The organism is Pseudomonadota bacterium, from assembly GCA_026390555.1.
Taxonomy (GTDB): Bacteria; Bdellovibrionota_C; UBA2361; order UBA2361; family OMII01; genus OMII01.
Window position 1 is genome coordinate 1 of the sequence record JAPLFS010000039.1, and the last position, 25,023, is coordinate 25,023.

Here is a 25,023-nt window from a genome sequence, read left to right on the forward strand (position 1 = left end):
CGCGATACCTACGTTAGTCACGGAATGGGTCTTTCCAACTCCCCCCTTTCCACTCGTAAAGCTTAGTACCCGTGTAACTGCCTGGTCTTTCTTAAGAGATTCGTTGCTACTCACAGCTGTTTTCCTTACGTCGTTAAGCCGATCCACGCTTTTATGCTCCCTGTTTTGATTCATATACCTCCGATTCTGGCTCGCTATTCTTTTTAAAGAGCTCGCTCTAGTTATTTTTCTTTACAATTCAAGTAGTTGCGATATTGTCACTGTCCTACTCCTACTCTGAAATTCCAACCACCCCGAGCGATTGAACCTTAGTGTTGGCCGCAATCTCGTGGTGACTGATTACGGCGTATCCGGGAGCGAAGCGATCAACAAAGTTAAATACGGCGGCCCTTAGGTGCCCCGGTGCAAGCAGAACAGGAGATTGCCCGATCTCCCCAAACTTTTCGGCGGCGCGTGCCAACTTATTGATAATAATTTGGGCAGAGCCCGGCTCCAGCGCCAGAAATGACCCCTCATCCGTCTGCTGCAAAGCCTCCCCCATCGTGCGCTCAAGTGCGGGAGCGAGACTGACCAATGGCAAGACACCCTCAGGGGTTGAATACTTGGTTGTAATAGCTCGCGCAAACTTGCGGCGTACAAATTCAGCTAACTTCTCAGGGCTCTTTACGTTCGGGGCCCAATCCGCCAAGGTCTCAATGATCGATTTAAGATCTCTAATACTAACCTGCTCGCGCAGCAGCAGGGCCAGCACCTGCTGCACACCACCGATCGTTAAAACGTTAGGAATCAGCTCCTCTACCGCCTTAGGAGCCTGCTTTTGTAGGTTATCAATCAGGTGCTGAACCTCCTGACGACCGAGCAGCTCATACATATGTGAGCGAACAAGTTCCGTAATATGGGTTGTAACAACGGTCGATAGGTCAACAACCGTATAGCCGGAGAACTGTGCACGCTCCTTTTCGACATCAGGAATCCAGAGAGCATCAAGACCAAATGAGGGCTCTTTCGTCGGCGTGCCAGGAACAGGTGAGGTAACGTTACCAGGATCCATCGCCAAGAGATGGTGCGGCTTAAGGGTTCCCGAACCGACCATAGTCCCCTTAAGCATAAAGCGATATTCATTCGATTTGATACGAACGTTATCCCGAATATGTATCGGCGGAACGATAAAGCCGTAATCGAGCGCAAACTGTCTACGAATAGAGCGAATACGCTCTACTAGTTCCCCAGCCTCTACGATCTGAACAAGTTCGAAACCAACCTCTAGCTCAAGGGTATCAACAGCGAGCAGTCCGGTAACCTCCTCGGTACTGCCAGGTTTTGGTCCGGTTACTTCTCCAACCTTTGTCCGCTCCTCGGCCTCATTTTTAAGCCTAATCTCCTCTGCTGCACGCCTCTTAATCATGGCCAAAGCCCCCGCACCCAAACCAAGAAGCATGAACGGCAGGAATGGCAGACCCGGAAGTATCGCCATACCCATCGCCACCGCTGAGGTAAGGAAGAGTGGTCGCGCATTCTGTCCTAATTGTGAGAGCACCTCACTCCCTAGATCGTTGCCAGATGCGGCGCGCGCAACGATTAAACCGGATGCCGCAGAGATAATGATTGATGGTAACTGCGCTACAAGTCCCTCACCTATCGTTAGGATAGTGTAGGTTTGAGCCGCGTCCTTCCACCCCATATCGTGTTGTACGATACCGATAAATAGTCCGCCTACGACGTTAATGCCGACCAGGAAAAGTGCGGCGATAGCGTCCCCTGCAACGAATTTCGCAGCTCCGTCCATCGCCCCATAAAACTCAGCCTCCTGAGATAACTCCTTACGCCGGACGCGCGCCTCTTTATCCGTAATCAGTCCGATATTCAGGTCTGAGTCGATCGCCATCTGCTTACCAGGCATAGCGTCCAGGGTAAAGCGGGCTGCTACCTCAGCGATACGCGAAGAACCTTTGGTCAACACCTTTAAGTTAACCAGGTTAATACAGATAAACATCACGATTCCTATAACGTAATTCCCTCCTACGACGAACTGTCCAAAGGCCTGAATTACGTTACCAGCCGCATCCATTCCGGTATTTCCGTTAAGCAGAATTAGACGGGTTGATGCTACGTTCATGGACAACCGAAAGAGGGTCGTCACGAGTAGCACCGCTGGAAAGGATGAGAACATCAGGGGACGATCGACGTACAGGGAGGTAAAGAGGATTATCAACGAAACGGTGATATTAATCGCAATACATACATCAAGGACAGCCGTTGGTAGCGGAAAGATCAGGATTGCAAGGATTCCGATCAGTGCGATCGGAATGAACAAATTGCTTATATTAATTCCCTTGAGCGCTGTGCTAGTAGTTGTCGCCGTTGCCATATTTTATTGTTCCCTACTTTGTAACCTGTGGCCGACTACGTTGGCTCTTCTGTCGATAAACATACGCCAGTACTTCCGCTACTGCCCTGAAGAGGTCACGTGGAACCTCACTACCTACCTCAGTTGAGGAATAAAGCGCTCGCGCGAGAGCCTTGCGCTCAAGGATCGGAATGTTGTGCTCCTTGCCGATCTCCCTAATTCTCTGGGCGATAAAGTCAGTCCCCTTTGCTATAACGATCGGTGCTGCAAACCTCTGTCGATCGTACTTAATAGCAATCGCGTAGTGGGTCGGGTTGGTGATAATTACATCAGCCTTGGGCACAGCGGTTTTTAGCTTTTGAACGAGGCGTTGCATACCCTTAGCTATCATCTTGCGGCGCATGGTTTCGTCTCCCTCCACCGCCTTGCGCTCGTTCTTGACCTCCTCCTTGGTCATCTTGTTCTGACGGAGCCACTGAAACTTTCCCCACATGATGTCGATAGCGGTCAGCGCTGCCAGGACATACATAATCTTCCAGAAGACGGTTCCAATTGCATCCCCAGTCAAACTAAGCACGTCGGGGATCGACATGTGAATTAGTCGCACCATCTGAGGGGCGAATCCCTGCAACGCCCAGTAACCGATCGGGATTACCAATGCGAGCTTCATGACCGCTTTAAATACGTTGATAAACCCATTTATTGAGATGATGCGTTTTATTCCCTTTAATGGATTGAGAAAGTCCCAGCGGAACTTGATCCATTTGTCCCGTCGATTCCAGTTGGTCTGCAACATCACTGATAGGACTGCGATAACAGCTACACTGCCGGTGATGATCAGTAGATCTAAACCGAGTAGCCCTACCAGCCGAATAAATCCGCTTACAAGATCGTTAACCTGTAGCTCCCCCCGATCTTCAATCATGGCGAAGGAGCGTATCAATACAAACTTCATGTCGGCATAGAGCGCGTTCCATGAGGCGCTAACAACAAGGAATCCAGTGATAAGAACAACCATGTGCTCAAGGTCAGTCGAGTGAAAGATAGCGCCTGATCGCCTGACCTCTGCCAAGCGTCGCTCGGTTGGTAACTCGGTCCGTTGTTCAGGTAGGGTGTCGTTGGCCATCGCTAGTTACTCTGCCTGTTACTCTGCTAGTTATTCTGCTTAATCCGATTACGCTCACTCTGTTCTCACTCGCAAAGCGCCATGTAATTGGCGCAGAGGTGTAATCCTTGAGGACTGGGAGCAAGGAGCATGCCTGATGTTGTTATTATAAACTCAGCTAGTTATGAGGATAACTGTGTCAAATTAGGGTTCCTACGAGTCTTTTGAGCAGCTTGGCGGCCATGCTGTCAAAGCTGGTTTTTAAGGGTTACCCGGTACCCAAGCGGGAGCAGGTAACGGGAAGCGGTTCACGTTCCCGCGCAGGGGTTTTCCATCTAATGTACCCACACTTATCGGTGAGGAACCGCAATAACAATCCTAGTGCAGCGCCTGACTCATGACGCCCTCAAGCCTAGTAAACTCCTGCCCCATAAAGTGAATTACCTCAGGTAGCGCAATCATTGAGATCATAAGGCCGATCGCTATTGTTAGGGGAAAGCTGATAATAAAGATATTAATGGTGGGCACCGCCTTTGAGATTAGTCCCATCACGAAGTTCGTTAATAGAAGTGCTACGATAACCGGCGCCGCTATCAGACACCCGATCTGAAAGATACGGGCACTCTGAGAAATAAGGGTCTCAAGCCCGCTTGCGCTAAGAATGAAGCTACCGGGCCTAATCGTCTGCTCAAGCCCTGCAAGCTCAGATATTACTAGGTAATGCCCACCAACCAGGAGAAATACAACGATAGATAGATCGGAATAGATACGCGCCAGATCCGGTAGTGCTACGGAAGTAGTGGGGTCAATTAACTGCGCTGCATTGAGACCCATCGTGCTGCTAGCCAGGTGTCCAGCCGTCTGTGCTCCTGCTACTATAGTCAATGGAATAAGCGCAACTACGGTGCCAAGTAGGACCTCAGAGATCAATTGTGCGGCAAGTAACCCCATATCAACCGGAACCGCGACCGCTTGTGCAGGGTTAAGGGTTGCCAGCGCCAGAACAACCGCCGCTGGATACCTAACGGTTATCCCAGTCATACCTCCCCCAAGGCCAGGTGCGAGCATCATAAAGATCGTATAGCGCGTTAGTAGAAGCAGGAATGTCCAGCCAACATCGAGTCGTTCCAGCATGAGCTGTGGAATCGTAAAGAGGCTCGCAGAATCCATCTAACTCCCCCCTTTTTCTTCTCTTTAACGCGGAGTCAGGTTAGCGATCTGACTAATAGCGTAGACCGTGAATCCTGCGATACGATTAATCATAAAGTGCCCGAAGAGGATCATACCAATAATGGCCGCTGCAATCTTTGGGATAAACGCCAGAGCTGGATCGTTAATCTGCGTGGCTGCCTGGAAGATACTAACAAGTAGTCCTGCTACTAGCCCAAACAACAAAATCGGCGCACAGGTATAAAGAGCTGTCTCTATAGCTATCTGCCCAAGTCTTAGGTAGTCGTCGATGTTCATAGCGTCGTCACTCCACGTTATAGGTCTTTACAAGTGAGCTAATAATCAGATGCCAGCCATCAACTATTACAAACAACATTAATTTAAGTGGCAACGAGATAACAACCGGAGGCAACGTGATCATACTCATCGAGGTCAATACCGATGAGACCACCATATCAAGCACTAGAAACGGCAGCGCAATTAAAAACCCGATCTGAAAGGCCGTGTTAAGCTCGCTTAAAATAAATCCAGGAACCGCGACAAAGAACGGCACATCGCTCGGATCTTTAGGCATCTCAGCGCGCGTTATCTGAACGAAGAGCGCCAGATCCTTCTCGCGCGCATGCTTCACTAGAAAGTTTTTTAGAGGTGCTGCCGCCTTCTTAAGCGCCTCCCCCTGCTCCATCTGCCCCTCCATATAGGGACGGATTCCATCTTCATAGCTTTTTTCAAAGATGGGGCCCATGATGGCTATCGTTAGAAAGAGTGCGAGCCCCGTAATAACCGAATTCGGTGGCAGAGACGCCGTACCCACCGCCGTACGGGTCATACCGAGAACCACAGCGATCCTAGTGAAACAGGTCATACACAGGATCATCGCCGGTGCAAATGACAACGCCGTTAGGAGTAGTACTATCTTCAAACTACTTGCAACGGTGCCATTACCAGCTAGCTCGTTTCCGCCTATTGAGATCGAGAGATCCGGCAAAGCCCCTTGCTGCGCAAATACCAACTGCGGTGCTCCAATGCATGCAACCGCAAGTAGCAACATCCATCCTCTATTAAAAACACCCTTACTGCGCATTACACTCCCCCTGCTGTGCGTAAAGCTTCTCAAAGGACTCTTCAAAGCAGCGCTCGTTACTATGTGCCGGATTGAGCACCGTTGTAGCATCGGGGCCAGTGGCGATTAGAAACTCCCTGCCATCTAGGGCGACTAACACTAAGGAGCTTTTTTGACCAACTGGTAAGCGCTCTATAACCGTCATACGACGTCGTAAACCACCGCTAGTCTTGGCGAGGAACTTCTTATAGAGATGAATACCACCGCCGAAAACACCCATACAGAGAAACAAACCACCGATCATTCTGACAAGTGACTCGGTCATACTAAAAGGCTCTGCGCTCGGTGTCATACTACTCAAAGTGCCTGTCATCTCAGCCGATACAAGCTGCGGATATAGAACATACCCAAGTACAAGGAACGTTCTGATTATGCTGCTAACACTACTTAACTTCATATCTTATACCGCCGTCTGTTGTAGGCCCTCGATTCGATCCTCTGGAGATACGATATCTGTAAGTCGCACACCGAACTTCTCATTAACGATAACGGCCTCTCCACGCGCAACCGGCTTGCCGTTGATATAAATATCAAGTGGCTCTCCTGCAAGCTTTTCAAGCTCAACAACCGATCCCTGCCCTAATTGGAGCAGATCATGGATAGTCATACGCGAGCGTCCCACCTCAACCGTTACGTGTAGCGACACATCTAGAATAAATTCAAGTGTTCGTCCGATATTCTTCTTGGGAGTTACGGCGCTAGCAGCCTCTGCCACATCAGTTGCCGCCTTGGCTACACTCTCCAGTCCCTGCTCAATCTCATTATCCACCATTTCGGATCAGCTCCTCTCTGTTTCGAATGTTAATTAGATCATGTTTAGAGATCTCGCGCGTAATACGAATCGCACGATTCCCCCTACTACTACCGACAAATCCATAAAACTTAGGTATGCCCTCTATCATGATACGCGCCTCTTCGGCTGGATTTGTTTCCAGCGTTATGACATCCCCTACGCCGAGGGCTAACCACTCGCGGGTCTTTACGCTACCACGAGCGAGCTGCACACTGACTGAGCAGAGCGTCTGTTTAATATTCTCCTGCATACGCTTAACTGATTCTCCATCGACCTCAAGGCGCGTGCTCTGAAACCCCGTTGTTAATTTTGCTTTAAGGGGCTCCAGCGTCGCGTAAGGCATGCATATTGTGAGCTGAGTGCATTCCTGCTCAAGCTCGATCTCAAGCGAAACGGCAACTACGATATCCGATGGTGGGGCAATGGTTACAGCAAATGGATTACATTCCGAACGCACGTATTCAAAGTCGATCGGATGAATGGGAGCCCACGCCTCTTTGAGTACCTCAAGTGCGATCGTAACAACCTTCGAGATCAGACGGGTCTCAATCGGAGTATAATCGCGCCCCTCAACCTTAACTTGTCCCTGTCCTCGACCTCCAAACAAGCCGTCGATAATGCCAAAAACTAAGGGCGCCGATACAATAACCATGGCCTGTCCCTGTAGGGGTGACATCTTTATTACATGCATAGAAGAAGGCAGTGGCAACTTCTTCATAAAGGAGCCAAATTTGACCATCTCGATAGCACCAACGCTGGTGAAGCAGCTGCGCCCCAGAAATTTAGTGAGATTAGTGCGGAACTGTCGCGCAAAGCGATCATAGACCAACTCAAGGGTCGGCATACGCCCGCGAATAATGCGCTCCTGATTGGCTAGATCGAATTTTTTAGCGTTGCTCTGCGCATTCTGCGCAACACTATCCTCTTCGATATCACCCTCAGAGAGCCCTCGTAGGAGTGAATTAATCTCTTCTTGTGATAAAACTTGACTCATATTAACCCTACTGAATCACAAATTGAGTAAAATACACCCGCCGAACATCTTCTTTATGTAGCGCATCGTTAATGAGCTTGCGAATAGAGATCTTAAGGCTATCTTTTCCCTTGATAGTATTAAGATCATCCGAGCTCTGTCGTGTAATGTACGAAATTATACCATCTCGAATAGGAACCATGCGGGTATATAGACGGGAAGGAACATCTAGCCCCTCAAACTCAAGCTGCATCTGCACACGAATGTACTTGCCACCTGATAAATTAAGTAAAAATGTCTCTAGGGGAACTATAGCTCCCAACGCCTCCTCCCCCTCTTCAAGTTCAACGGTATCATTAGCACCTTCCAGCTTTCCGTGTGACTGCTCAGGTAGCTCTACAGACACCTCCTCAACCTTGGGAGCCTCACCCCTAAACATATAGTATCCAGCTGGCACTCCGGTAATAAGCAGCAATGCTCCAACACCAGAGGCCGCCATCACACCCTTACGACTGCGTGCAGTAGTCGGCGTTTGGTCCTGTTTATTTTGTGACTCTTGCTCTTGCTTGCTCATAATTTATGACTACGTCCGTTCTACTCGTAGTGCCCCTATAACTTTTGCGGTCACCGGCCTAAAAATCCTTCCTGCTTCACAACTATGTGTCAGCTCAACCTCCAGCCTAAAGCCCCGAAACTCTGGGCCCTGCACCAGAGGTAGGAGCTGCCTTAAGAGCTGCTCTCGATTAATCTCCGGGCTACACAACACAATAGTCAGCACCGCTGTGCTGCTATTAGTGTGTGGCTCAAGCTCCTGTTCTATGGTGGCCAACAACATCGCCTTCGAAATTGTGCTCATCTCTATTACCTGCTCTGCGTACAACGGGATCTCAGCAAGCAATTCGGATCTGCCCGTAGAAGCTACTGGAGCAAGGGGGATGCCAAGCGTTGTAGCAACGCTCTTTTGTTGCTTAACCTGCTGGTATTCAAGCTCTTGCGGCATACGTGAGAGCCCATCCCAGGGTGTCAGAACGAGGAAGAAACAGAGTAGTAGTGTCAAAAGATCGCCAAAGCTAATAAACCACACTACCGAACCGGGTGATGTTGAAGCAGCATATCGAGAAGCCTCACTACTATACTGGTTCATGGGGCGCCTCATTGTCTTTTGAGAAGGTGATTATCAGCTCCGCTCCTGTACTGGTATCTGTCTTAATGGAGATCTTAAAGGTCTGCGTTGAGACCGCTTCACGAATAAGAAAATCTTCGATCAGGTGCGCACGAGTTAGTAGCTGAGATAGCACTGCAGGATCGCTCTCAAGCTGCTCTCTGGAAGTTGAGAGAGAGATCTGCGCGTTAACATCGTGATTCTGCAGTACAGCCGCAACGGCCTTAAGCTGCCTATTATCAGAGGATATCTCTCCGCTCGCTAAGAATAGATTATGGATAGACAGCGTTCCGATCTCCTCCTCAGGACTGACTCCAAGTATTACGCCCTGTGCTTTAGGCGCCGTTAGCGTTGCCCTCTGAAATGCTGCGATAGAAAAGGTCAAGAGAATTAGCAATACGGCCACATACTGCGTGTAAAAAGCCCGTAAAATTCTGCGATCACATCCGATGTCCTTCATACTTACCCCTCTGTACTCGAACGCTTAGTGGTTAGCAGCTAGCACCACAAAGCTCTGCAAGCGCTGTTCAAGCAAGATCGGACTCTCTGCGCGCGCTACGCTCAAAAGCCCCTCAATTGTGATATCCTTTGTCTGCTCTCGCTCCTGCGCTAGCCCTCGCAATTTTCCGGCAAGCGGAAAGAAGAACAGATTAGCTGCGACCGATCCGTATAGGGTGGCAACTAGGGCCAACGACATCGCTGGTCCGATAGTAGCTGCCTCTTGCAGGGAGCCAAGCATCTGAATAAGTCCGATTAAGGTTCCAATCAGCCCCATAGCAGGTGCAAAATTGCCCATCGTTTCGAAAACCTGAACCGAGCGCCATGCCTGATCGTTTGATGTTTTCATCTCGGTCTGTAAGATACGCGCTATATCAGCTGGTTCCTGACCATCAACGGTCAATTGCAGTCCCAGACAAAGAAAGGTATCGGTAGTACGGGCAGCCTGATCTTCAAGCACAAGCATCCCATCTGCCTTAACCTGGCGTGAGAGTCTTATAAGCAGCTTCATTCGATCTGTTGGAGAATCTTGGTGTTGAAATAGAACTGCCTTAACGGCTCGCAATGCGTTACGAACATCGAGTATCGAGAACTGCACAAGCGTCGAAGCTATTGTGCCTCCCAGAACGAGCAGCAGCCCCTCAAAACTAACAAAGGTAAGTGGTCGTCCTCCAAGAGATGCCCCAAAAATAACGAGTAAACACGAGCCACATAATCCTATAACCAGTGACCTGTTGACCTGTGGGGCTCCATCGGCAGTACGACTACCCCGTAAGCGATCACCCCGTAAAGACAATCTCTCTTTCATTCCAATCCCCCGTTTCTTTTTATTTCCGAACGCTATCAGCACGTTAGGAGCCTTGGTGTGTCATGTAAGTGTCACTCCCTATAATTAAGGGAGCAAACGACGTGCCATAATTTTTGGCACACCTTTAAGTAGCCATCTTCAGATGAGGCTTGGCTGGGTAATGATTCACCCAAGTGTTCAGGTGGTTAGAACTATAATCTGGCAAAGGATGCTGGCGCTTACCGTTATAAGGGCTGCGGGATACGGTCAAAAATGGTCAAAAACTTGACCCACACACTTAATCGATCTGAACCCCGTCAAAGATATCGATCTGCTTATCCCAGATCCCTTGCAACACCTTAGCGCTGCGCTCGATGCTCTGCGCTATATTATCATCAACTTGATAGCGGCTAGCTGAATCCGTCCGCTCCTTGATGCTAGCAGCCACGGTCTCCTTACATCTTACGTAGCGAACTCTGTGCTGAGTATTAAAGGTCGCAAGGGCGGCTCCATTAGCCACCGAGATCTTGTACTTAACTAACTGCTCAAAATCCCCAGCAAGCCAGCTCCTCCAAAATCTGTTCATGGTGGGACACTCCGCCTCTCCATCTTTGAGCGCTGAGGTTAGATCGGCCTGCAGTATGGTATCTAAAATAAATGGACAGGGGCCAAGCTTTACGGAGCAGTAGAGGTAGAAAACTGCCAGGTAGGTTACTCCGGAGTCTCCGATCTCCTCAATCGTTCCTAGCCCCTTTGCCGCAACTGTTTGCTGAAGCGAGCCCAGCCAGCGAGCGACCTCCTCCCTTCCCTTTGCACGAATATCGGTTCTTTGCTGTTTTGTATCCTCAAGGACTATATCCCCAGATTGGACCCCTGGTGCCACTGTCGGTGCGCTGTTAGCTACATTGGGACAGATAATGAGGAACGCCGCCATACAAGCTGCCGCTATATTCTGATAATTCATCCCATTAAGCTCCCATATAACTCACGGTAATCGTACACCCTTTAGTAATGGGTGAATAGTTACTGATAAAAACGGCTCAGAATGTAAAGTTTAAGGAAAAGCTGCCGACCCTCCCAGTGTGAAATCTATTTTACTTGCCGGACTTGACGGCATTAAGACGGGTCTCGCCCAGGCGACTCAGAACGCTACTCGGGTCATAAGTGCGCCCACCATGTACCCTGCAGGGGGTAACTTGGAGGCGGCTATCGATCTACAGGCGGATCTGAGGCTGGTTGAGGCCTCGACACAGGTGGTCAGAGTTGGACAGAGCATGATCGGTGCAACTCTGGACATCATAGCTTGAGAAACAGGAGCATCAGCTCTTGCGCGCATAGCGGATCTCAAGCGATCTGAACTCAGCGCCGTTCGGCGCCGTATCTGTCATGGTGAGCTCGTAGCTATCGTGCGAGATCACCCTGATCGCTGAACGGGTAGTCTTTGTGCGGCCTAAAAGTGGGTCGTACACCTCTCCTGTAAGTTCAAATTTATTCTGTTCAGCGAGGTAGTGCCCCTTCTGGAGCGCCAGTGCGGTATTTAGTGAATCGAGCCAAACGGTTGTAAAGAGCCTCGCACCACTATCGTATCCGAAGATACCTAGTCCCTGGTAGCGCTCACCAAGCGCCTCTCCATCGAAGTCCTCTTTTAAAAATCGTCCCCCAAGTATCCATGAGAGCTGAGAGCTGCCCCTAGATTCCTGTGGCTCACCATCCGGCGAGCTCCAAAACTTTATAGTAACGTTCCAGGACCCAGCAAATAAATTGAGTAGGTTATGTGATGGTCCGGGTTGACTGAGGCTTGCCCACTCAGTTGGGCTTAACCCCTCCGATTGAACCCCCTCTTGATCGGATCGGCGCAAAGAGCACCCTGAAATAAGTACGGCCGACACGATACCTACCAAAGCGTAACTATTCACCATGTTTTACCTTTGTATACGTTAATACTTATCGGAGGTGCTTTTTGCACGGAGCTGATCCGAGCGCTTCGCCTTATAGTAGCAGCTTTACATACTGCGCCCTTGGCCCAACTATAGAATAGTCCTGCGATCGATCCTATTGCCCATTTTTCACTACCAACGCACAATATGGCGCTATGGTTCTCGTTCAACCCCGTACTATTAAAAGGCTCGTTCGCCCCCTACGTCTCTGTGCCGGAGATACTATCTCCATTATCGCCCCTGCTAGTCCACCTATAGATCCAGGTGTAATTGCGCGCGCTAAATCTGCCTTTGAAGAGCGGGGCTTTAAAGTTGAGCTAGGCAAGCATATCGCCGAGAAGGTTGGCTTTCTCGCTGGCTCCGATACGCAACGACTTAGGGACCTTAATACCGCCATACGCTCGAAAAAAAGCCGGGCTATTATCGCTATCAGAGGGGGCTACGGTATGGGGCGGCTCCTGCACGGAGTTGACTTCGCTGCTCTACGAGCCACCCCCAAGATAGTGGTTGGTTGTAGCGATATAACCTCGCTCCTATGCGGCGCACTAGTTGAGTCTAATATTCCAACCCTGCACGGCCCACTACCACAATCGCTCTGTGAATCAGATTGCCCTGTTTTCACCTGGAGTCGCTTAATTGAAACTATGCAGGGAGCCGAGAGCTCGCTCGGCTCTATCCTGACAGGTTATCCAGAAACGAGCGCTACCGTAAGACCTCTTAGAAAGGGCCGAGTAACAGCGCAACTCGTTGGAGGAAACCTCTCGATAGTGGCGTCACTAATCGGAACCCCCTTTATGCCCTCTCTTAAGGGCAAGATCTTTTTCTTTGAGGATATCGGCGTTACACCGTTTCGTCTCGATCGGCTTTTGACACAGATGATCTCAATTGGTGCCTTCGATGGTGTCGCTGGCTTTGCCCTGGGTCAATGTATTAACTGCGCCTACAGTCCTCATGATCAGGAGCGCAAGCAGAGCGCCACCGATGTATTCATCGAACGGCTTGTGCCGCTCGGCAAGCCGATAGTGATGGGACTACCGTTCGGGCATGGCCGCTATAATGCAACGATAGCGCTTGGTGTTAAAGCAACCCTGGACGGTGGTCGCGCCGATCTTATTATTGAGGAAGCTGCGGTGCGGCAGCGCTAAGATTAAGATGTGGACAGCTCCACTAATTATAGACTCTATGCCCATATTGGAACTTCATCAGCTCCTCTTTACCGGTCTTAGGATCCTTTACCCTAACCGATATTAATTCCTGGCGCGGTGCGAGCTTCTGACCATCCGTACCATCGCTATAGAGCATCGTCTCGTTGATAATTCCGCTCGTTACAACCCCACCGGTATCATCAATTCCACGCAGGACTAATGAAAGCTCTCCATTCAACGCTGCAAGCCTGACCTTCATAGCATCCTGCAGGGTTAACATTAGGGTAACGGTAGGTGGAATAGCCTCTTCAGGCTGTTGGGCTCGTGCCCCTGGTTTACCCTTTGCATTTACCGGTCCAACCTCAGTTCGTCTATTAGCAGAAAGTACCTTTACATTGTGTGCAATAGTAGTGGCTATATTTCTACCGGTAAAATCAGTTACCCAAACCACATCGACGCGCGCACCGCCCTGGGCCCAGCCCTCAACGCTACTGGTTGCATTTACCGCGATTGCTATCGCACGATACCCAGAGGGAATAGTGGCGGTCAGGGCATTAACCGGTTGTAGATTAGTAATGAACTCTCTATTAACTAAATTATTGGCAACCAGAACACCCTTGGCATACATGCCCTTTAAATCTTCAAATGAGCGCACCGTCTCTGGGCCTACAACCACCTCCGGTTTTCTAACTTTACGAAACATCTGTGGTTGAAATCCTGTGCCCGGGGTGATGTTATTGATAGGGATAATAACTTCAATTAATCCATCATCAATAGGTGCTGCAGGTTGCATCGCTATGTTGGCGGCATCTCCCTGCCCACTTGAGAGGTGCAGATAGGCAGCTATGCCAAGAATACCGATAAAGAACACGCCGATGAGAATAAAGAACTTCTGCACAATTGCATCAGATCTCCGTCGTCGTCCCCGCACAAAGTTGTTTTTCTGAAACATAGCTTTCCCCGTTATCGAGCATCCATAAGAGCGCTCAACTTTTCTGAACTTTATCAGACCAAGCTGTTGCCACCTCTCTACTGTCTATAGCATCGGCAGATATAAGAATTTCCTGGCGCGTTTTTATCTGTATATCTAAAACAGGTCGGAATCGCTATCTAAGAGCATGATTTCAATATGTTTCTATTAGGCGTCCGCCCTTATGCCGTTGGGAGCAAGAGCTCCAGTTGCCCAAGCAGAAAGGTAAGTGCTACCTCAACGCGCAAGACCCGCTCTCCGAGCCCTGTTAGCCTGAACCCCTGCGCCTCAAGCAGCTCGATCTCTCTACTGCTCCAGCCCCGTTCCGGACCTATCGCAACCACGGCAGCGGTGTTGCTGCTATGGTGTTGCTCTAAATTCAGCTCCTTTCCATTTGGATGTGCGACGATGCGAAGTGATGCTTCAGAAGGTGCGATTGCGCTTAACCTATTTTTCAAAAAGTACTCAAACGACCTATGAACGCATATTTCAGGCACCCTACTATCCCAAACCTGTTCAAGCGCCTTGATGGTCTCCTCCTCAATACCCTCTGGCTCAAGCGCCGTTGATTGCAGATAGCTCTTCTCCCCCTGCTCACTACTAACAAAGTGCAGCGAACGAACGCCTAGCATTACCGCCGCCTGAATAACCTTCTTTACCGTTTGCGGCCTAGAGACCCCTACGATGAGATCGACCGAACGGTGCCGAATAGCAGCCTTAGAGAGCTCAATGGTAAGCACAACCCGCTCTGCGGAGCTCTCTGTAACGAGCCCCGTGCCACGCAATCCACCCATTACAGCGACCCTAAGCGTCTGCCCTACCCGAATACCATGTGTACCAAAGGCATAAGACGCCCTATTATTTTGCAGAACTGCGCAGGTCGTATCTACACACTCGAATGGTAGGATGATAAGAGAGTTCATAGGTAACTGAACTCTAGATAGTTTAGGGACAGGAGTAAACCGCTAGGGAGTCCACGATGACATACGATATAAACCAGACCGTTCAGACCCTCTTTGAGCTACGAAAGAGCTGCTCTGGGACAGTACCACCAAGTGGCTGTGTAGCCCCATTTATAGAAGCCACATTGGGGGCTCTCTTCCCGCAACTATCCAAGGTGCCAGCACTCTCCCCTGAAACCCTGAGACCACTAGTGCAAGAGAGTACGCGCCTACTCGCAGAGCTTACAGAGCCGGTACTCAGGCCGGAATCAACTGGAACACTCGTAGATAACTTTATTACAGCGCTGCCAACGCTGCATACGATCATCAAGGAGGACGCGCAGGCTATCTATGCAGGCGATCCAGCGGCACAAAGTATCGACGAGGTCATTATCGCCTATCCAGGCTTCCTCGCTATCGCCGTATATCGCATCGCCAATTGGCTACTTAAACAGGGGGTCCGCACCGTACCTAGAATGTTAAGCGAGCACGCTCATAGATTAGCTGGTGTGGATATTCATCCAGGAGCAACGATCGGACGTTCCTTCGTTATCGATCATGGGACTGGCATCGTTATAGGTGAGACGACCGTGATCCACGATAACGTAAAGATCTACCAAGGTGTTACCCTTGGGGCGCTCAGCGTTGATAAATCACTGGCGAATAAAAAACGGCACCCGACGATTGAACAGGGGGTTGTGATCTACGCTAACGCCACAATCTTGGGGGGCGAGACAGTGGTCGGTGAGGGGAGCATTATAGGTGGAAATGTCTGGCTTACTACAAGTGTTCCTGCACGCTCTCGCGTTTATCACCGTTCAGACCACTCTGTGACATCGTAGCGATATCTGAGTGCTCCCAACTGTGCAACACCAGATCTGCGCACGATGTGTCCCCCACCAGATAAGTCAGTAAAGGTACCCCGTAGAAGGTCGCATCTTGCCACGCAGGAGCCTTGCGCATTAACCACCTTTCGACCGACATGCCTAGTATCTGCTCAGGCTCTATGCCAGCCAATTCGGAGCTAACTAGTTCGGCAAGTTCACGCACACTGCGGGGTCCGGCGACCACACGCAAAGAACCTTCAGCCTGACTCCACCAGATATGGCCCAATTGGCGAAGCACCCGTTCGAATATGGCCACCTCAACGTGCGGCTTCCATAGCGCCTGCTTAAGAGCTTTATCTCTAACGCTCCCCTCTTCTAGCAGTAGCAGCACATCTAGCGGATTAATTGAGTACTCACGACACAGCTGCTCAAGGGGCCCATCGGAGGGATTAAGCGTTCCGGCTACCCTTCTCTTTTTTCCAGTGGTGAGGCTATTAGTTAGCGCGGCAAGATCTGCGCCGGAGCTCTCCGTAACGGAGCAGCCCTCTCTAAGCTCTGCACAGAGCACTCCACGCAATGCGGCGTAGCGTGCCGGAATCCTACTCCAGAAGCGCTCACTTCCAACCCCGTAGGAGGTCTTATATAATCCAACCGGCAGCGCCATAACGTTGTGTTCAGCACCCCTGCGCACTCCAATACACCGTGCGACCTGCTCCTCAAGGGCCGCCTCAATCAATCTAAGCAACACTTCAAGCCGTAATAGATCGAACGGCGCAGGCATTACATCTGGCACAAATGAGACCTCCCTGGGATCGGTACGAACTAGCGCCTGCTTTATCTCTACAGCGGCGTGAATCAGCTCCAAACTTATACCATCAAGCGACTCAGGGAGTGGAACGTTGCGTACAACACCCTCTGGGAGTTGAACCTTACCTCCGATACGACGCACACAGAGGGAGCCGAAGCGCGAGTTAAGAAAAGCAACTATTCGCTCATCCTCACAGAAAAAACCACTCGAGGCGGCCCTGCCGAAGCTCCAGCCGGCCTCTTTTTTTCTAAGGCCGAGGGAGCCGTTAGCGAACCAGGAGTAGCTCCATCCAGGCTGATCAAACCACCGTACAACGGAGCTGCCCGATTTAGAGTCAGCGCCAAAAAGCTGCGCGCCGCCCTGCCAATCGAGGACAAAGCGATTAAGACCGTACCAACGGCCGTATCCCCCACCCTTGGCATGTACCTTCCAGCGCGTAAGATCTGGGGGGACCTCCCAGTGATAGCGCACAAAACGTTGATCATCGTTGGTTTGCACGCCAATAACGACCTGCGCAACTTGCTTTACCTGGCGCGTAGAGGTCACTAAGGTATTGGGAAGTCCAGCACTTTCAAGGAAGATCTCGTGCGAGCTCTCTCCGAGTAATTTATCCTGTATAACGATACGGAGATGCTCATCTTGCACCTCTGGCTGCTTTGAGAGCCGCTCGATAAAAGTGACCTTTGCCTCGTAGTCGCGCAGATCTGCACAGGAGATAAAACGAAATGGGTGTCCAGCTAGTGGCGGAAGCTTGCGCCCGGTCAGTAACGCTATTCCAACGCCGTCATGCAGACCGATCCGTGGATCGAATGCGCGCTCACCGAGCTCGCATAACGTATCGAGACTTAGCTCTCGATAGAGCCCTTTGAATCCAGGCCCTCCGCTACGCAGCATCCTGTAGCCCTTTAAGCGCAGCCATTTATCTACCGTAACGAGGCCAAGAAACCCTCCAGGGGCTAGCAGCTCTAAGACTCTCTGCATAAAGGCCGCACAGAGATCGAGTGCACAGCTTGGATATTGACTATCTAGAAACTCGCGCACCTCACCAGTAAGTTTACGCCGTCCAAGATAGGGAGGATTTGTGACGATACAGCCATAATTACGTTCGAGCAGCACATCTTTTGAATTGCGATCAAGGCTGCCAAGTGGTGCGGAAACCGTTTTAATTGTTCTTTCAAGTGAGCTCCACAGCACTCCTACATCTACATCTCCATCACGCATAACCTCAGCCAGTAGTATCAAGCGACACAGCTCTACCGCATAAGGGTCTATATCAAACCCGTACAGACGCTGTATGAGCTCTAGTGACGAAACGTTTGGCTCACGTCGACGAAGGGTACGAAACGCATGCACTAATATATGTCCGGTACCACAGGCGGGGTCGCAGATATCGCGATCAACTCCACTAATATTTCCTGAACGCGCTAGCAGAAACTGCGCCATATAGTCATCGGTAAACAGTTGGGTCGCTGCGGCTATTGAGAGACCCTCGGGCTGCTGCTTATCGCGTTTACTTACTCCCCAGGTACTTGCATCCCGCTCCGGTTCATTCCAGATCTGATACGCCCAACCAACGAGTAGCGCATCGTTACGCAGGTTCAATGCAAACTCAGAGATATCGTTGAGAATAGCTCCCTCTGCTTTTTGTAGGAACGTGACAGCACCTGTAAGGATAGAGGAGCGCCCGTCTAAAAGAGCTGAGAGCCGCTCTACACGCGCGAGAAAAGATCCATTATTTAAAACGGCTGCGTGGTTAGAACACGCTTCGATCAGGAGCTGGGTAAAGGCTAGATCTCGCCAACCTTCTGCTGCGATATTGGGCTGCAATCTGCGCGCAGCCCTGAGAGTGCGATATAGGGGGGTAAGGTGAGTCATATGGTGAGCGCTAGTATTTTAGCCTATCGAAGCTTTTAAGGCTTTCGCACCTTTAGCTCAACTATTAAATGGCCCTACCCCCCTGTTTGACTTCCTATCAAGACGCTTGGTACAGTTAAGGAATGAGTCCGATGATGCCATGGAGGAATAATGGGTCTTCGCAACAGGGCGCCCTCGAAGCAATTGGCAGACAAGCAATTAGCAGAGAAGCAATTAGCGGTGGGTTCCAGCGAGAAATCTAAGGATGCAGGCTCGTCCTCTAAGGACAAGCGACGCTCTCACCTTAAACGGGTTGCAGTAGAGCTCGTATCATCCGATCCATCCCTCTCTCAGCTACTTCGAACAACTACTTCGAGACTCGACAGATCTGGATCTGGAGCTACCGCCCGTAGATCCGGCTCCCATGATAAGGCCGCTGCCATAAAGGTTGAGAAGGCGATCAGCACCCTTGGAACGATAGAGTCTACAGTGATCTCGTCTCTCTTTCCTACTTCAGGTGACACGCCTGAAACATTTGAAAATCTCGCCAAGCAGCTCGGTATGACCGTTAAAGAGATCCAGGGAATAGCTGACGATGCTCTGCGTGGTCTAAGGGGCTCGCGCAACAGAGCCGGTCGTATCAGTACCATCTGGAATTAACTGCTGCAGCGCCATTTATTCCTGGCAGTCCTGCGGACACCGCGCATTAGTTTCAGCACATGGGCACCCCTCAGCCAGGCAGACGATCTCCGCGCATTCGCCATCTCCGCACAGGTCTTTGCAGAACGACTTTGGTGCTTTGCTCTCCCCCTGCTCAATGAAGGTAACCCCTTCATTGGTCGTACAGCGACGAGGACTCGTTTTGCTAATATCTCCCCCGCTCTCTAGACACCCTTTAAACGAATAGGCCGCTGTATCTTTGGCATTAGAAGGTTTCCCATCGGCATATGCATACGATGTAGCAAGCGCTAGACAGATTACCAATACTGCCCACACCAAAGAGCTTCCTATCCTCATATGAACGTTCCCTATTGCAACCCTCGATGCGAGCTCGCCTCTATTATACCTAGCTACAGTCGATCGACGATAGCTCGGCACGCCTAGAGTTAAACTCATCTCGTTTTATAAAGACAACAAAGTTCTCATCTTCACTCCCGGAGGCAAAGACCCGGCACCATTCAGGTGATAGCAACAAAAGCGAGGTAAGGGGGCTCCCCTGCCTCCAAATGATACTGTTTGGCTGGACCTTCTCAATATACCCCTCCCAGCCAGCCTTACCGGTGAGGCTTTTATAGTAGAGATCCCAGACCTCCGGGGCATTGACGTTTGTTCTACCATCGATTGAAACCTTGTGGATCGGATCTCCCTGCGGGGTGCTGTAGCGGTACATCAGGTACCCACCAGTTCCGAACTCATTCAAGATCGGATGAGGCAAATTATGCTGATTAATAAAGTCTACTGCCGTCTTTGGAATTATCTCAACTGCAACCGGGCGTTGCAGTAATGGACGGATGTTGATGATTGAGAGCACGAGCACAAAGAAGGCAAGTGCTCCAACCGTTTTATTTTGAAGGCCCAAGAACTTTGCGCGCAGCTGTCTCAACCCCTCCGCAACATTATCATCGACCAAACCCTCCGCCATCTGAGCACATTGGCGCCACCACACTGCAAAGACAGCGCACAGGGCGATCGCAGCAAAGGGAAGAAACTTTAACGCTGTCAATCCAGCCAACGTCATGCCACCACCGAGCATAATTCGTCCAAGCGTTGGGAGAGCTCGCCCCGAATGGCACGCCACTACCAGAAGCACCCCCAGTAACACCACAAATACCGTAGAATACTGCAGTATAGTTGCGGGCTGAAACTCAGAGATAACGTTGTACTGCAAAGGGTGCCCACCCTTTGCAATGAATGTCAGCCACTCACCTCCATAGTAGGGGGTTATTAATGTGCCGGCGAAGAAGGCCAAGGAAAGAATAATTGCACGCCTAAGAGAAACTCTCTGCGTTGTATCCTGAACGGACCAGAGAAATAGTGCTGCTAATCCGAGTACCGCTGTCAGGTGTGAATTAGCCCAGATGCAGCCAAGCACGGCGCATACGGCGAGCCGTTTCTTTGAAATACCCCTCTCAACCACCGCATCGGCGACCCCAATAGTAGCTGCGAATAGGATCCATACGAGCGCCTGTGGTCTTAGGGTAAAATGATTGAAACAAGCCACTGTACCGTAGATGCCAAGCAGACTGCCCACGAAATAATCGCGAGCGATCCTGCCGTATATGTAAAATAGGGTGCCTGCCAAGCTACATGCTAACAAGATCTGAAAGATTAGAAGCCCCTTTTCCCCAGCCCATTGATCAACAAGCGCGAGTAGCACCTCGTTGCTCCAAGAATAGGCGCGCCAGAGCTTGTCGCCACTGAACATGTTCCAGTAATCAACTCTAGGAACTGTGTGGTGTGAGACTATCCAGCGACCGATCGTAATGTGCCACCATAGATCGGGATCCCCTATCGAGAGGGAGATATAGGAACCCACCATGATAACGAGTGACACCCAGAGCAGTTGCTTCATCTATTGGAACCTTTTTCGTGGGTAACTATTCACAATTGGTATGCTACCCTACTAACCCTGTCGGCAAAATATGGGGTATACGTGAGTGGGTAACCCAAAACCAAGTTCTACAGCCCGAAGTAGTTGCTTAGATTGCGCTCTATCCTAGGAGTTGGCGCACTCATATCTCCATGAAAGATGGTACCGGTAATAAGCTCATAGCTGCGGATATAGTGCCTCATCAGTTCATGGCGATATTCATCGCTGAGCGTTGGGATCGCTCCATCCCCCTGAAAACCCCGCTCCATTAACCAACGGCGTATGGGCTCCTTATCAAGCATCTCTGGAGGCTCTTGCGCGCTGAGCTTAGCCTCATAGCTCCCTTCCATCCAGAATCGTGATGAGTCGAGGGTATGGATCTCATCGGCAAGCACGACCCTTCCATCAAGCAGTCCAAATTCATACTTTGTATCGACAAAGATAAGTCCGCGCTCTGAAAGTTCAAGCGACGCTAATCTGAAGAGCTGTAAAGCTTTCGTGCGCACCTCCTCCCAGATCGATGCCGAAACGATTCCGCGCTTAACGATCTCGGCCTCAGAGATCGGTATATCGTGGCTCCCGATCGCCTCCTTCGTAGAGGGCGTAACCACGGGCTCTAACAACCGTTCAAACTCACGCATACCGGGGGGCAAGGTGACACCACTAATCGGTCGACCAGCGTTGTAATCTCGCCATGCGCTACCAGCAAGAAAGCCACGCACCACAACCTCTATCGGAATAATTCGAACCTCTCGTGCTATCACCACACATGGGTCTGGTACCGCAACAACGTGATGACTAACGATTGAGGCAACCCGCTTAAACCAAAAGTCTGCCATCTGTGTTAGGACCTGTCCCTTGAGCGGGACGGAGGTAATTATCTTATCAAAGGCGCTTAGTCGGTCGGTTGCAATAAGCACACGCTCTTCACCGCGCACGTAACTATCCCTTACCTTACCGACATGCCGGGTACCAAGCCACTGCATGTCTGTAGACTCAAGCGCTGGCGGGAGATCTAGGTTGCTCATCTGATATTACCTCCGCTGTTGAGCGCGTTCATTATCATTAATTAAAGCTGCATAGTTTGATAAAACGGCCTGAACACCATTAAGCTCAGGAGCTTTGCCCGCGCCTTTGGCTGCATAGGCCGCTGTGCTGCGCCAGATCTTTTGAGCCTGTCGACGCGCCTGTTTAGTCTCTAGCCCGACCCCTGCTTGCAAGAGCGTTGCTATTGCAAGGTTGTTTTCAATCGCTATGGTTAGATCCGGATTATCGGTTGGTCTAAGCTGCGCGCGCGCGGCTTCAAAGGAGCGTAACGCGCACTTAAGCTCTCCACTGCTAAGCTCTAGACCCGATACAGCGCGCATAAGATGATAGGTCCCCGTCATCCACATCGGCACGGCCCGATGTGCAGGGCTTGTCCAGGCTGCTTTTAACCTAGCCATTACGCGCAACTTTTGCTCAAGATCAACGTCAACGTCAGGCTGCTCCTGTGCGGCCAGCAAAGCTTTCGGAAATGTGCCCCATACATCGGCGAGCCTTCCGATAAAGTCGGAAGTTGCAAGGGATGTTGCATTGGACATACCGACTAAAGGTATAGCTATGATTACGCGCAAATTAGCGACTCGATTGCGGGTCAGAAAGTCGCGCGCATAGCTTGCTGGATTTAGTGCGTTCAGCGAGATCTCTGGCGCTACCCGTAATGAAACGTTCACCCAGCGCTGTGTGCCCCACACGACACCATTGATGTGATTATCATCAAGTAGCACCATCTCGGCGTCTAAACGTGTAGAGATAGCTCGATCGATAGTTCCAACACGCAGCAGCGGCATGCTACTTACCGAGCGCCGCATTCCATCTCGCAGAATCTTGGACTCTACCTGCAGCTTGTCCTGCTTTAACTGCGCTATTACAAAAGTATCATTTGAAATGGTGCTTGCTGCACCTCGCAGAAGCGCCCCTGTCAGAGTGGCGAGCAGCGCACCTAGCAAAAGAACGCGCGGTATTCGAATATCCCCGTATAAGATCCGGCTAAGTGGTATAATAAGTATAAAAAGCAGGAGCAGTTGAACGTTAGATCGCACTACCGCTGCCCCTCCTAAGGCGGCGATTACAACACCCCCCAGAGCGCTGATGACGAGCACCGCCAATATGGATCTAGGAGTATTGGCCATATTTGAGTTTACTCCCCCTCCTGTTCGACGGGTTCCTCGATACCAAATTTATCCTTTAGAAAGGAGATAAGATCGAGGTTGCTAGTGGAATCAAGCATCTCTTTAAACTCCTTAACGCTCACCGTAATGTACTGAATTCCGCAAGCTTTAAGCAGCGCGGGCAACCGTTGCTGTCGCTCGATCTGCTGGAGCTCGATGTAGGCGTTAAAATCCGGGGCGAACTCGATAACCATCTTGGGGATATCTTGATCATCAACCAGGGTAAATAGGCAATTGCTCTCCTCTGCCCAAGCCCTAATCTGATCGTTACTCTGATCCTCTAGTAGTGGGTAGTGGCCTCCACATACCGTTCGCACACTCATACTCCAGACGATATTATCCTTGCCAAATAGGGATATTAGCATCCGGAATAACTGCGCTTCTGAAAGGGACATCTCCACCATATAGGGGATAGTATTGCAGAATGGGGCGCGGTCGACAAATGACATACATTAACTAAGAGAGGCTCCAATACATCGACAAAACACCTTAATTTTGGTCTAATAATCGAATGGCCATGTTGCAGCTCAAATACATACCGGACCCGGTCCTGCGCACGCCCGCTGGCGCTGTCAGCACATTTGGAGCTGGGCTCCATACCTTTCTCGACAATATGTATGAGACCATGCTCGATGCCAACGGTCTTGGACTGGCGGCTCCTCAGGTTGGACGCTCAGAGCAGATCGCAATTATTGATATTTCGCTCGACTGTATACAGACACCTTTCGTCACCTCTCTTAGCAAGCAATCGCCCGAGGCGCATCTGCATAGGGGCCGACTTGAACTGATTAATCCAGAAATTATCGAGAGATCTGCGCGCATAGTTTCCTCCGAAGAGGGCTGTCTTAGTATCCCCGATTACCGTGACACCATCAAACGACATGAAGGTGTCACCGTACAAGCACAAGATCGACTTGGTCGTCTCTATAAGGTGGCGGCCATTGAGCTGCTAGCCTTTGCCCTGCAGCATGAGATCGATCACCTGCACGGCACCCTCTTCGTCGATCATCTAAGTAGATTAAAGAAAGTTCTATTTCGGAAGTGGTGCGCAAAAAAAAATGTGGAGCTGGAGGCTTAACGCCACGACTTAATGAACGTTATATTTTTTGGCACACCTCAGTTCTCAGTTCCGAGTCTTACTACACTCCTCGCCGTGCCGAATGTCTCTATACGAGCTGTCGTGACTCAGCCAGATAGGCCTGCTGGGCGGGGTGACAAGATCCAATCATCTCCGATTAAGCAACTAGCGCTCCAGCACCAAATAACGGTACTGCAACCAACATCGCTCAAAAAAGAGTTGCCATTATTTTTGGAGTCCCTTCAAGAGCTAGGCCCCTTTGATGTCGGCGTTGTAATCGCCTTCGGACAGATCCTTCCTAAAGCTGTGCTCGATCTGCCACAACACGGCTGTATAAATATTCACGCCTCTCTGCTTCCTCGCTGGAGGGGTGCAGCCCCGATCCAGCGTGCAATCCTCTCAGGCGATCACGAGACCGGCGTATGCCTGATGCGCATGGATGAGGGGTTAGATACGGGGGCGGTCTACTCTCGGCAGAGCGTTCCAATTCTTGCAACTGATACTTGTCAGACAATACATGACTCTCTGGCAGATATTGGGGCGAGGCTACTGTGTAGCGATCTCAATGCGATCATCGAGGGACGCTCTACCCCCGTTGAGCAATCGAATATCGGCATAACGTATGCCAACAAGATTGCAGCCTCGGAGGGTCTTATTAACTGGAGCACCTCCTCGCGAGAGATAGCGCTCACCGTTAGAGCG

General features: G+C 50.5%; 27 protein-coding genes and 1 pseudogene. 6 read left to right on the plus strand and 22 right to left on the minus strand.

Features of this window, described 5'->3' with window-relative positions; genetic code table 11:
- Positions 1 to 271 precede the first annotated feature (271 nt).
- From flhA to NTV65_05980, 13 genes and pseudogenes are all read right to left on the minus strand, one after another.
- Positions 272 to 2,368, minus strand: coding sequence for a flagellar biosynthesis protein FlhA (gene flhA / locus NTV65_05920; GenBank protein ID MCX6114735.1), 2,097 nt, complete (start codon positions 2,366 to 2,368; stop codon positions 272 to 274).
- A gap of 13 nt (positions 2,369 to 2,381) precedes the next feature.
- Complete coding sequence (locus NTV65_05925; GenBank protein MCX6114736.1) at positions 2,382 to 3,473, minus strand: EscU/YscU/HrcU family type III secretion system export apparatus switch protein; 1,092 nt, start codon at positions 3,471 to 3,473, stop codon at positions 2,382 to 2,384.
- A 357-nt stretch (positions 3,474 to 3,830) separates the two neighbouring features.
- Positions 3,831 to 4,622, minus strand: coding sequence for a flagellar biosynthetic protein FliR (locus NTV65_05930; protein ID MCX6114737.1), 792 nt, complete (start codon positions 4,620 to 4,622; stop codon positions 3,831 to 3,833).
- Between the two features lie 24 nt (positions 4,623 to 4,646).
- Positions 4,647 to 4,919, minus strand: coding sequence for a flagellar biosynthesis protein FliQ (gene fliQ / locus NTV65_05935; protein MCX6114738.1), 273 nt, complete (start codon positions 4,917 to 4,919; stop codon positions 4,647 to 4,649).
- Between the two features lie 7 nt (positions 4,920 to 4,926).
- Positions 4,927 to 5,706: a flagellar type III secretion system pore protein FliP gene (fliP, locus tag NTV65_05940; protein ID MCX6114739.1), complete on the minus strand. Its 780-nt coding sequence runs from the start codon at positions 5,704 to 5,706 to the stop codon at positions 4,927 to 4,929.
- Positions 5,696 to 6,142 carry a flagellar biosynthetic protein FliO gene (locus NTV65_05945; protein MCX6114740.1) on the minus strand — a complete coding sequence of 149 codons (447 nt, stop codon included), beginning with the start codon at positions 6,140 to 6,142 and terminating at the stop codon, positions 5,696 to 5,698. The genes fliP and NTV65_05945 overlap by 11 nt, the downstream gene beginning before the upstream one ends.
- A 3-nt stretch (positions 6,143 to 6,145) precedes the next feature.
- A pseudogene (gene fliN, locus NTV65_05950) lies at positions 6,146 to 6,409 on the minus strand (flagellar motor switch protein FliN).
- 97 nt (positions 6,410 to 6,506) lie between these two features.
- The gene (fliM, locus tag NTV65_05955; protein MCX6114741.1) at positions 6,507 to 7,532 is read right to left on the minus strand and encodes a flagellar motor switch protein FliM; all 1,026 of its coding nucleotides are present in this window, start codon (positions 7,530 to 7,532) and stop codon (positions 6,507 to 6,509) included.
- Between the two features lie 7 nt (positions 7,533 to 7,539).
- Positions 7,540 to 8,085 (minus strand): flagellar basal body-associated FliL family protein, encoded by a 546-nt coding sequence (locus NTV65_05960; GenBank protein ID MCX6114742.1) that lies wholly within the window; start codon positions 8,083 to 8,085, stop codon positions 7,540 to 7,542.
- A gap of 9 nt (positions 8,086 to 8,094) precedes the next feature.
- The gene (locus NTV65_05965; protein ID MCX6114743.1) at positions 8,095 to 8,655 is read right to left on the minus strand and encodes a hypothetical protein; all 561 of its coding nucleotides are present in this window, start codon (positions 8,653 to 8,655) and stop codon (positions 8,095 to 8,097) included.
- The gene (locus NTV65_05970) at positions 8,642 to 9,133 is read right to left on the minus strand and encodes a hypothetical protein (GenBank protein ID MCX6114744.1); all 492 of its coding nucleotides are present in this window, start codon (positions 9,131 to 9,133) and stop codon (positions 8,642 to 8,644) included. Before NTV65_05970 ends, NTV65_05965 begins: the two co-directional genes overlap by 14 nt.
- Positions 9,134 to 9,157: 24 nt before the next feature.
- The gene (locus NTV65_05975; protein ID MCX6114745.1) at positions 9,158 to 9,979 is read right to left on the minus strand and encodes a MotA/TolQ/ExbB proton channel family protein; all 822 of its coding nucleotides are present in this window, start codon (positions 9,977 to 9,979) and stop codon (positions 9,158 to 9,160) included.
- 277 nt (positions 9,980 to 10,256) lie between these two features.
- A complete protein-coding gene (locus tag NTV65_05980; GenBank protein MCX6114746.1) occupies positions 10,257 to 10,922 on the minus strand; it encodes a hypothetical protein in 666 nt (221 codons plus the stop codon).
- A gap of 118 nt (positions 10,923 to 11,040) precedes the next feature.
- Between NTV65_05980 and NTV65_05985 the strand changes: the two genes are divergently transcribed.
- The gene (locus NTV65_05985; protein ID MCX6114747.1) at positions 11,041 to 11,265 is read left to right on the plus strand and encodes a hypothetical protein; all 225 of its coding nucleotides are present in this window, start codon (positions 11,041 to 11,043) and stop codon (positions 11,263 to 11,265) included.
- A gap of 12 nt (positions 11,266 to 11,277) precedes the next feature.
- Here NTV65_05985 and NTV65_05990 read toward each other — a convergent pair whose 3' ends face one another.
- On the minus strand, positions 11,278 to 11,877 hold the full coding sequence (locus tag NTV65_05990) for a DUF1579 family protein (protein MCX6114748.1): 600 nt from the start codon (positions 11,875 to 11,877) through the stop codon (positions 11,278 to 11,280).
- Between the two features lie 173 nt (positions 11,878 to 12,050).
- Here NTV65_05990 and NTV65_05995 point away from each other — a divergent pair, with 173 nt between their 5' ends.
- The gene (locus tag NTV65_05995; GenBank protein ID MCX6114749.1) at positions 12,051 to 13,040 is read left to right on the plus strand and encodes an LD-carboxypeptidase; all 990 of its coding nucleotides are present in this window, start codon (positions 12,051 to 12,053) and stop codon (positions 13,038 to 13,040) included.
- Positions 13,041 to 13,062: 22 nt separating this feature from the next.
- Here the strand turns inward: NTV65_05995 and cpaB are convergent, their stop codons facing one another.
- Entirely contained in the window at positions 13,063 to 13,992 is a 930-nt protein-coding gene (cpaB, locus tag NTV65_06000) for a Flp pilus assembly protein CpaB (GenBank protein MCX6114750.1), read from the minus strand.
- A 200-nt stretch (positions 13,993 to 14,192) separates the two neighbouring features.
- Positions 14,193 to 14,933, minus strand: a complete 741-nt coding sequence (locus NTV65_06005; protein ID MCX6114751.1) for an RsmE family RNA methyltransferase — start codon at positions 14,931 to 14,933, stop codon at positions 14,193 to 14,195.
- 56 nt (positions 14,934 to 14,989) lie between these two features.
- On the opposite strand from NTV65_06005, the gene NTV65_06010 reads away from it, so the two are divergent.
- Positions 14,990 to 15,793 carry a serine acetyltransferase gene (locus tag NTV65_06010; protein ID MCX6114752.1) on the plus strand — a complete coding sequence of 268 codons (804 nt, stop codon included), beginning with the start codon at positions 14,990 to 14,992 and terminating at the stop codon, positions 15,791 to 15,793.
- On the opposite strand, the gene NTV65_06015 is transcribed toward NTV65_06010, so the two are convergent.
- On the minus strand, positions 15,732 to 18,461 hold the full coding sequence (locus NTV65_06015; GenBank protein MCX6114753.1) for an N-6 DNA methylase: 2,730 nt from the start codon (positions 18,459 to 18,461) through the stop codon (positions 15,732 to 15,734). The genes NTV65_06010 and NTV65_06015 overlap by 62 nt on opposite strands.
- Before the next feature lie 150 nt (positions 18,462 to 18,611).
- On the opposite strand from NTV65_06015, the gene NTV65_06020 reads away from it, so the two are divergent.
- Positions 18,612 to 19,100, plus strand: coding sequence for a hypothetical protein (locus NTV65_06020; protein ID MCX6114754.1), 489 nt, complete (start codon positions 18,612 to 18,614; stop codon positions 19,098 to 19,100).
- A 15-nt stretch (positions 19,101 to 19,115) separates the two neighbouring features.
- Here NTV65_06020 and NTV65_06025 read toward each other — a convergent pair whose 3' ends face one another.
- From NTV65_06025 to NTV65_06045, 5 genes are all read right to left on the minus strand, one after another.
- On the minus strand, positions 19,116 to 19,457 hold the full coding sequence (locus NTV65_06025; protein MCX6114755.1) for a hypothetical protein: 342 nt from the start codon (positions 19,455 to 19,457) through the stop codon (positions 19,116 to 19,118).
- 49 nt (positions 19,458 to 19,506) lie between these two features.
- Positions 19,507 to 21,012, minus strand: a complete 1,506-nt coding sequence (locus NTV65_06030; protein MCX6114756.1) for a hypothetical protein — start codon at positions 21,010 to 21,012, stop codon at positions 19,507 to 19,509.
- Between the two features lie 107 nt (positions 21,013 to 21,119).
- A complete protein-coding gene (locus NTV65_06035; protein ID MCX6114757.1) occupies positions 21,120 to 22,058 on the minus strand; it encodes a phosphoribosylaminoimidazolesuccinocarboxamide synthase in 939 nt (312 codons plus the stop codon).
- 6 nt (positions 22,059 to 22,064) lie between these two features.
- Positions 22,065 to 23,204 carry a hypothetical protein gene (locus NTV65_06040; GenBank protein ID MCX6114758.1) on the minus strand — a complete coding sequence of 380 codons (1,140 nt, stop codon included), beginning with the start codon at positions 23,202 to 23,204 and terminating at the stop codon, positions 22,065 to 22,067.
- An 8-nt stretch (positions 23,205 to 23,212) separates the two neighbouring features.
- Positions 23,213 to 23,692 carry a hypothetical protein gene (locus tag NTV65_06045; protein MCX6114759.1) on the minus strand — a complete coding sequence of 160 codons (480 nt, stop codon included), beginning with the start codon at positions 23,690 to 23,692 and terminating at the stop codon, positions 23,213 to 23,215.
- 68 nt (positions 23,693 to 23,760) lie between these two features.
- Between NTV65_06045 and def the strand changes: the two genes are divergently transcribed.
- Positions 23,761 to 24,321, plus strand: a complete 561-nt coding sequence (gene def, locus NTV65_06050) for a peptide deformylase (protein MCX6114760.1) — start codon at positions 23,761 to 23,763, stop codon at positions 24,319 to 24,321.
- Between the two features lie 12 nt (positions 24,322 to 24,333).
- A partial coding sequence (gene fmt / locus NTV65_06055; protein MCX6114761.1) for a methionyl-tRNA formyltransferase occupies positions 24,334 to 25,023 on the plus strand: 690 nt, incomplete at its 3' end.